We start from the raw sequence: 8,730 nt of genomic DNA, 5'->3' as shown, positions 1-8,730 counted from the left end.
TAGTCGTAAAACTGGTCATAAGACTATCCTCTATTTTAAGAGAGTCTTCGTGTCCTGAGATTCAAGGGGCTATTCCACGTATCCATGAAATAAGAATGCGGTTTGAAGTTCTTAAGCGTGATGCAGAGATACTATCCCTCCAGAAGCAGCTGGCAGGAGGTGACCCAGAGCTTCTGAAAAATGAGCTAAGTAGACAGTGCGTAGAGCTTGATCAGGAATTTGAATTTGTGGCGTCGTGCAATATGGGTGGGGAAGTAGTTCGCCCGGAGGACCTTGAGCGCTTGCGCTGCATCGCTCGCCGCACCTGGATCCGAACGATGGATGACTCTCTCGGTTTGTCGTGGGAAGAACGCGCAAGGAAAAAGAGCATATCTCCCGTGGCGGCGAGCAAAGAATACTTGTTGGACGATAAGCCAGAGCACTTGATAGAGCGCCATGCTGAATCCGTAGATCCGACGCTATATACGAACCTAGGTATCAAAATGCCTGCGCCTAAATACCGGCTTAATTTGGGCGAAATTTACAATCTGTCAATTGGCCGTGGAACACTAACGGCCGAGGAGCGATACTTGGTCAATGATCATATTGTGCAAACTATCATCATGCTTGACAGTCTGCCTTTGCCATCAAATCTAAAGCGCGTTCCTGAAATTGCCACAGGGCATCACGAGAAGATGGACGGTAGCGGTTATCCCAAAATGCTGAACAAAAATGAGTTAAGCATCGAGGCCCGAATGATGGCAATCGCGGATATTTTTGAAGCCCTGACAGCTGCAGATCGTCCGTATAAAACGGGGAAAAAATTATCAGAGACACTAACAATCATGAAAAAGATGGCAGATACCGGGCATATTGACCCGGATATATTCCAGTTGCTCTTACGTAGTGGCATATGTTTTAACTACGCGCAGGAATTTATGCATCCGTCTCAACTCGATGTGGATCAAGGAGGCATCCAAGCGTTTATCCAACAGGAGGAGTTTGCCTGAGAAAGAGAGTATTCGCGTACGACGAACACGATCACTTGACTAGGGGGGGGGCGGCACAAGATTCAGAAAGAATCCTACGCCAAGGTTTTGAACCGCTAATGGCGCCCGCAATGTTGAGCTGTTACCAGAAATCGTAATGTTTCGAATTTTCGTCGTGCGTACATGCCGCAGCCAATTACTAAGGTTTTTTCGCGCTGCGTAATGGCCTTGAACTGACCCGTTTCCGGCCGACCAGCCTGGCGCCAGCCGAAACGAAGCGAACCAGAACGTCGCCCATAGTGAATGGTTCACTCGCTTACTAAGTCAAAGGTGATTTCGGTACTTAGTTTGTGCAGGTGACGGATCCGTTTTTTTTCACCAGTAGCCAGTCGAGGCCACCGGAATGGTGGCCTTTCCATTGGAGCTGACGCTTTTGCGATTGCACTTTTAATACAGTATCAAGGAGTCCGACAGACTTTAACGGGCTCGACAGACTTTATTCTTATTTATCAGGTCACCAACTCGTCTCCCGCTCCGCCGTCGACGAAATCTTGTGGATCGCCAGATCGGCGCCTTCGAATTCCTGTTCAGGATCAAGGCGGATGCCGACCGTCTTCTTCAGCAGGCCGTACACGATCCATCCACCGACTGCCGCAATGGCGATGCCCATCACGCTGCCCACCAGTTGCGACATGAAGGACACGCCACCGCGTCCACCCAGCGCCTGCAAGCCGAAGATGCCAGCCGCCAGGCCGCCCCACAGGCCGCATAGCCCATGCAGGGGCCAGACACCCAGCACGTCGTCGATCTTCCATTTGTTCTGGGTGCGGGTGAACATCCACACGAAGATGGCGCCGGCCATGCCGCCGGTGACCAGCGCGCCCAGCGGGTGCATCAGGTCGGAGCCGGCACATACCGCCACCAGGCCGGCCAGCGGGCCGTTGTAGGCGAAGCCGGGGTCGTTGCGGCCCATCAGCAGTGCGACCAGGGTGCCACCGGCCATGGCCATGAGGGAGTTCATCGCGACCAGGCCGTTCATCTTGTCCAGGGTCTGCGCGCTCATCACGTTGAAACCGAACCAGCCCACCGTCAGGATCCATGCGCCCAGTGCCAGGAAGGGGATGTTGGAGGGGGGATGGGCGGCGACCGCACCTTCCTTGCTGTAGCGGCCGCGGCGCGCACCCAGCAGCAGCACGGCGGGCAAGGCGATCCAGCCGCCGACGGCGTGGACCACGATGGAACCGGCGAAGTCGTGGAATTCGGCGCCGAAGGTGGCCGCCAGCCAGGCCTGTACGCCGAAGTGCTGGTTCCAGGCGATGCCCTCGAAGAAGGGATAGACCAGGCCGACCAGTACGGCGGTGGCCAGCAGCTGCGGGTTGAATTTGGAGCGTTCGGCGATGCCGCCCGAGATGATGGCCGGAATGGCGGCGGCGAAGGTCAGCAGGAAGAAGAATTTCACCAGCTCGAAGCCACTGCGCTCGGCCAGGGTTTCGGCACCGGCAAAGAAGCTCACGCCATAGGCGACGTAGTAGCCGATGAAGAAATAGACAATGGTCGAGACCGCGAAGTCGGCCAGGATCTTCACCAGGGCATTGACCTGGTTCTTCTTGCGCACCGTCCCCAGTTCCAGGAACGCGAAGCCGGCATGCATGGCCAGGATCATGATCGCCCCCAGCAGGATGAAGAGGGCGTCTGCGCCGTTTTTGTGATCGTCCACCAGAAAATCTCCCAAAAATTGTGCAAGGAAAGAATCGAAAGCCCGGACTGATGCAATTTTCGTTCCATTTTGGTGATTGTTTTGCAGTGGCTTGATTCAAAAGGACTTTTTGGGTGCGTTAGGTCCTTGTCAGCTTGTGATGCGCACGAAAATTGTGCGATACGGGTAGGCGATACGGTGGCGCGGTTTGTTTTGGTGCGAGGGCAGGGCGGCTCGAATTTTTTTGAAAATCACGTCATTTAGCCGTTTTGGGGGATCCGGTCAGCATTGGTCATCGTGCTTTCATGGAACGGTCATACGCGATTGCTAAATTGCAACTCCCTTCTTTTTTCCTCACCCTCAGGAGTTGCCATGCCAGACCAGAATTCGCCAGCCGAACCCAGCCGTCGCCGCTTCCTGCGCGACAGCGCCGTCACTGCCGCCGCCGCCGGCAGCGTGGCCGTGATCGCCAGCCCCGCCAGCCTGGCTGCCGCGCCGGCCATCGTCACCGCCGAGCGTCTGCGCCCGCAGTTCCCGGGCGGGATCATGAGCGGCGACGTTACCCGCGACAGCGCCATCGTCTGGGCGCGCGCCGACCGCAATGCGCGCATGCTGGTGGAGTATTCCACCAGCGAGAACTTCGCCGATGCGGTGCGCATCGCCGGCCCCACTGCGCTGGCGCGGGACGACTACACCGCCCGCGTGGACCTGCGGGGTTTGCCGGCAGGGCAGCGGGTGTATTACCGCGTGCGTTTCCAGGACCTGGTGCATGAGTCGGCCCTGAGCGAGCCGCTGACCGGCAGCCTGATGGTGCCGGCTACGGCGCGCGGGCAGGCACGCGACATCACCTTCGCCTTCTCGGGGGACGAAGCCGGCCAGGGCTGGGGCATCAATGAGCAATGGGGTGGCTACCGGGTGTACGAGAGCATGCGCCGCTTCCGTCCTGACTTCTTCATCCATTCGGGCGACCAGATCTATGCGGACGGTCCGATCCAGTCCGAGGTGAAGCTGGATGATGGCAGCCTGTGGCGCAACGTGGTGACCGAGGCCAAGTCCAAGGTGGCGCAGACGCTGGACGACTATCGCGGCAACTTCGCCTACAACATGCTGGATGCCAGCAAGCGCCGCTTCGCCGCCGAGGTGCCGTTCCTGGTGCAGTGGGACGACCACGAGGTGCGCAACAACTGGTATCCGGGCCAGGTGATCGGCGCCCAGGAAAAGCGCTACGACGAGCGCAACATCGATGTGCTGGCGGCCCGTGCGCGCCAGGCCATGTTCGAACACAATCCCTTCCGCATCGACCAGGCCGATCCTTTCCGCATCTATCGCGCCTTCAATCACGGCCCGCTGCTGGAGGTGTTCATGCTGGACGAGCGCAGCTATCGCGGTCGCAATTCGCCCAATCGCCAGCGCGGCGGTCACGATGCGGAGTTTCTCGGGCCGGAGCAGATGCGCTGGATCAAGCAGGCGCTGCTGCGCTCACGCTCGACCTGGAAGCTGATCGCCAGCGACATGCCCTTGTCCATCGTGGTGCCGGACCTCAATGTCGATGTGCCACCCGGCACCTTCGAGGCCTGGGCCAATGCCGACAACGGCAAGCCGTCGGGGCGTGAGCTGGAGGTGGCGGAGCTGCTGCGCTTCATCAAGCAGCACGACGTCAAGAACGTGGTGTGGGTGACGGCCGATGTGCACTATGCCTCGGCCACCCACTATGCGCCCGAACGCGCGCAGTTCACCGACTTCAAGCCTTTCTGGGAATTCGTCGGCGGGCCGATCAACGCCGGTACCTTCGGTCCGGGCGAGATCGATCGCACCTTCGGTCCGGATGTGCGTTTCGTGAGCATTCCGGCGGACATGAAGCAGAACCGCTCGCCGGCGGAGCTGCTGCAGTTCTTCGGTATCGGCAAGATCGATGCGAAATCGAAGACGCTCACCGTGACGCTGCACAATACCGACGGCAAGGAAATCTACAAGGTTGAACTGCCGCCCGAGGCCTGATGTTCAGTGCTTGATGCGGCTTGGAGCTGAAGGCCGGACCGGCTTCAGCCCGGTCCGGCCAGCTTGCGCGAGATGGTGGCGCAGGCTTGCAGCAGCGGCGCCACATAGGCCTGCTGTGGATCGGGCAGGCGCCGGAACAGCGGGATGCTCACGCTCACGCAGGCCACCGGCAAGCCGTCGGCGCCGACGATGGCGGCACCGTAGCAGAAGATCTGGGCTTCGTTCTCTTCACGGTCTTCGGCATAGCCGCGGGCGCGGGTCTGTTCCAGGTCTTGGCGCAGAGCCGACAGATCGGTGTGGGTGTGCTCGGTGAAGGGCTCCATCTGCAGCGTGCGCATCAGGTTTTCGCGGCGCGATTCTTCCAGGCCGGCCAGATAGGCCTTGCCCACCGAACTCGAATAGAGCGTCACGCGGGTGCCGATGCGCGATGCCATGCGCACGGCTTGCGGGCTTTCCAGTTTCTCGATGTAGACCATGCTGACGTCGCTGGGGACGGCCAGGTGGATGGTCTCGCGGGTGATGTCGCGCAACTGGCGCAGCGGTTCGATGGCAGTGGTGCGGATATCGCTGCGGTCCCAGGCGCGGCTGGCCAGGTTGATCAGGCGCGGTCCCACCTCGAACTGTTTGCTGCGCGGGTTTTCCACCACCATGCCCTCGGCCATCAAGGCGGCCAGGATGCGATAGACGGTGGGGCGCGGATAGCCAGAGAGCGCCGCCAGCTGCGCGATGTTCAGTGGCGCGTCCTGGTCGGCGATCAATTGCAGCACGGCGACGAACTTGGAGAAGGCGGCGGTGCCGGCAATCTTGTTCGGGTCGTCGGGATGTTTGTCGTGGTCTGGCATGGGCGCAGGCTTAAGGAGACAGGAGCGGAATCGGGAGCGGGAGCGGGCAGATTATAGCGGAGCCTGGTAGTGCCCCAGCGCAAAAAAGCCCGCGCCGCCTGGAGCAGCGGACGCGGGAAAAGGCATGCATGGAATGGGGTGATCAGGCAATCAGATAGCCGCCGTCGACCGGGATGATGGTGCCGGTCATGAAAGAAGCGGCGGGTGAGCAGAGGAAGGCCACGACATTGCCGATGTCTTCCGGGCGTCCCCAGCGGTTCAAGGGAGTGCGCGCCAGGATCGGGCCGGCGCGGGTGGGATCGTCCTGCAGGGCCTGGGTGAGCGGGGTGGCGATCCAGCCCGGTGCCACCGCATTGACGCGGATGCCGTCGGCCGCATACGCAATGGCCAGTGATTTGGTCAGCTGCGCTACGCCGCCCTTGCTGGCGCTATAGCCGGGGACCAGGCCGCCACCGAAGAAGCTGAGCATGGAGGCCGTGTTGACGATGCAACCGCCGGACTGTCGCAGCAATTCACGGGAAGCCGCGCACACGCGCATGGTGCCGGTGAGGTTGACGGCGATCACCTGTTCGAAGACTTCGGTCTCCAGTTCCGCGCCGCGCTTGATGATGCCGGCGCAGTTGACCACGATGTCCAGTTGCTTGAGGCCGGCCAGGGCAGCGCGCACGCTCTCTTCGCTGGCCACATTCATTTCCACCAGGGTGATGTCGGTGCCGGCGAATTCCTCGTGGGCGAAGGGCGGCAATCCGGCTGCAATGACGCGGGCGCCGAGTGCTGCCAGCTGGCGTGCGACGGCGCCGCCTATGCCCTGGGTACCGCCGGTGACGAGGGCGGTCTTGCCCTGCAGAAGATCGGGAATGAAGCTCATGGTGTTCCTTTTGGATAGCGAGGGTGGCAGGGGACTGGCTGGATGCCGCTACCCGCGGGCGGCGGCATCGGGTCAGGCGACTGCGTAGCGCGGGTTCAGGCGTGCGATTCGATGGGTTTGTCGACCACGAACATGTACACCAGCGCTGCGGCAAAGGCCACCGCCGCACTGATCAGCAGGGCGTTGACGAAGGAGTGGGTCTGGTCCACCACTACCCCGGTGATGACCGGCGCCAGCGAGCCACCGAGGTAGCCGCCGAAGTTCTGCATGCTGCCCAGCGAAGCCACCAGACGGCGCGGGATGGCTACCGACACCAGTGCCCAGGCACCGCCCGAGGCCATGTTCACGAAGGCCATGGCCAGCGAGATGTAGACGATCGCCATGGTGGTGCTGGGGGTGTAGGCGGCCGGGATGGTGAAGGCACCCGCGCCGATCAGACCGGCACAGATTGGCCACTTGCGGCTGCGGATGGCGGGCATGCCGCGTTTCATCAGACCATCGGCGATATAGCCGGAGGACAGCATGCCGAGGGTGCCGAAGATGTAGGGGATGACCACCACCCAGCCGGTACGTGCGATGGACAGGTGACGCTCATGCTCCAGATACGCCGGCAGCCAGGTCAGGTACAGCCAGACCATGTAGATCACGCCCATGAAGCCGAACAGCATGCCCCAGGTGGTGCGGTACTTGAAGAGGCTCTTCCACTCGCTCCAGGTCAGCTTGGCGTTGGCATTGGGGTCGGTGTCGTGATCGTCGGCCAGGTACAGCACCTCGGACGGGGTCAGTTCGACCTCGTTGCGATTGCGGTAGAACAGATACCAGCCCACCGATACCGCGATGCCCAGCACGCCCATGATGACGAACATCATTCGCCAGCCGAAGGACAGCATCAGGATGGTGAGGATGGGCGGTGCCAGGGCGGGGCCGATGGTGGAGGAGGCCACGAAGATGCCGGTCGGTCCACCGCGTTCGCGCATGGCGAACCACTCCGAGACCACCTTGGCCCCGGCCGGGAATTGCGGTGCCTCGCCCAGGCCCAGGAACACGCGGGCCACCAGGAATTGCTGCAGGGTGTTGACGAAGCCGCCGGCCAGTTGCGCCAGCGACCAGACGAACATGCCGGCGCCCAGCATCACGCGCGCGCCGAACTTGTCCAGCATGGCGCCGATGGGCAATTGAGAGAAGGCATAGGCCAGCGAGAAGGCCGACAGCAGCAGGCCCATCTGCGAGGCGCTCAGGTTCAGTTCCTGGCTCACCGAATGATTGGCGATGGACAGGGTGCTGCGGTCAAGATAGTTGACGATGCCTGCCAGCATCAGAAAGGTCAGTGCGACGACCTGTATGCGTTTGAGCCGGGGGCTCTTTTCCTTTTGGACTTCCATGGGTTACGTCTCCAGAGTGAATGAGTTGATGCCATTGGCGTGCTTCCTGCCGGCGCCGTCTGCTGCGGCGCTCTGTGTCGGTGACATGGCGAAAGCGTCATGCGAGGACGCGGTCTTGAGGACGTTGTGGATGCCGTCCCTGCTACTGCTCCGGCACGGCCGGGGTGATGTCTGCATCGCCCCTGGCCGTGATCCTCGCTTGCCCGGATGATTCTGCGGTCCTGCTCCTTCCTGTTTTGCTCAGTAGGTGGCGCGGCCACCGGAGAGGTCGAATACGGCACCGGTATTGAAGCTGCACGAGCCCGAGCACAGCCAGGCGCACAGCTCGGCCACTTCTTCCACGGTGCCGAGGCGGTGCATGGGGCTCTTGGCGATCATGGTCTGGACGTGGGCCGGCGACATCTGTTCCAGCAGCGCCGTCTTCACCGCCGCCGGGGCGATGGCATTGACCAGGATGCCGGTCTCGGCCAGTTCCTTGCCGAGCGACTTGGTCAGCGCCAGTACGCCGGCCTTGGCGGCGCTGTAGGCTGACGCATTGGGCGTGCCTTCCTTGCCGGCCAGCGAGGCGATGTTGACGATGCGCCCGCGTCCGGCCGCACGCATGGCCGGGACCACGCTGCGGCAGGCGTGGAAGACGCCCAGCAGGTTGACCTGCACGATGCGATGCCATTCGGCCACGTCGTATTCGTCCAGCGGCACGGTGGGGCCGGCATAACCGGCATTGTTGATCAGGAAGTCGATGCGGCCGGTCTCCACCAGCAACTGATGGACGGCATCCTCGACCGAGCCTGCATCGGTGATGTCCACCTGTTGCTGCCGGTAGGGGGAGCTGGCAGCCTGGTGCAGGTCCCACACCACCACGCGTGCGCCGGCCTCCGCCAGGCGCGCCGCGATGGCCGCGCCGATACCGCCATGGCCGCCGGTGACCACGGCCACGCAGTCAGGGAAATCGTAGTTCGCAGTGTCGTAATGCATG

At 61.6% G+C, this 8,730-nt stretch carries 7 protein-coding genes; 2 read left to right on the top strand and 5 right to left on the bottom strand.

Annotated features, from left to right (window positions below):
- Positions 1-989 (top strand): HD-GYP domain-containing protein (locus BTM36_RS18790; protein WP_217349593.1); only part of this gene is annotated, 989 nt, incomplete at its 5' end.
- A 493-nt stretch (positions 990-1,482) separates the two neighbouring features.
- Here the strand turns inward: BTM36_RS18790 and BTM36_RS18785 are convergent.
- Positions 1,483-2,685 (bottom strand): ammonium transporter, encoded by a 1,203-nt coding sequence (locus BTM36_RS18785; RefSeq protein WP_077237458.1) that lies wholly within the window; start codon positions 2,683-2,685, stop codon positions 1,483-1,485.
- A gap of 351 nt (positions 2,686-3,036) precedes the next feature.
- Here BTM36_RS18785 and BTM36_RS18780 point away from each other — a divergent pair, with 351 nt between their 5' ends.
- Positions 3,037-4,662 carry an alkaline phosphatase gene (locus BTM36_RS18780; protein ID WP_077237457.1) on the top strand — a complete coding sequence of 542 codons (1,626 nt, stop codon included), beginning with the start codon at positions 3,037-3,039 and terminating at the stop codon, positions 4,660-4,662.
- Between the two features lie 44 nt (positions 4,663-4,706).
- Here BTM36_RS18780 and BTM36_RS18775 read toward each other — a convergent pair whose 3' ends face one another.
- From BTM36_RS18775 to BTM36_RS18760, 4 genes are all read right to left on the bottom strand, one after another.
- Positions 4,707-5,504, bottom strand: coding sequence for an IclR family transcriptional regulator (locus BTM36_RS18775; protein WP_077237456.1), 798 nt, complete (start codon positions 5,502-5,504; stop codon positions 4,707-4,709).
- A gap of 142 nt (positions 5,505-5,646) precedes the next feature.
- A complete protein-coding gene (locus BTM36_RS18770; protein ID WP_077237455.1) occupies positions 5,647-6,372 on the bottom strand; it encodes an SDR family NAD(P)-dependent oxidoreductase in 726 nt (241 codons plus the stop codon).
- A 95-nt stretch (positions 6,373-6,467) separates the two neighbouring features.
- A complete protein-coding gene (locus tag BTM36_RS18765; protein ID WP_077237454.1) occupies positions 6,468-7,754 on the bottom strand; it encodes an MFS transporter in 1,287 nt (428 codons plus the stop codon).
- A gap of 240 nt (positions 7,755-7,994) precedes the next feature.
- Positions 7,995-8,729 (bottom strand): SDR family NAD(P)-dependent oxidoreductase, encoded by a 735-nt coding sequence (locus BTM36_RS18760; protein WP_077237453.1) that lies wholly within the window; start codon positions 8,727-8,729, stop codon positions 7,995-7,997.
- Position 8,730: the final 1 nt, after the last annotated feature.

The sequence above is a fragment of the Herbaspirillum sp. VT-16-41 genome, assembly GCF_001994935.1.
Classification (GTDB): Bacteria; Pseudomonadota; Gammaproteobacteria; order Burkholderiales; family Burkholderiaceae_D; genus Herbaspirillum; species Herbaspirillum frisingense.
This window is presented reverse-complemented; position numbering and strand designations above follow the sequence as displayed.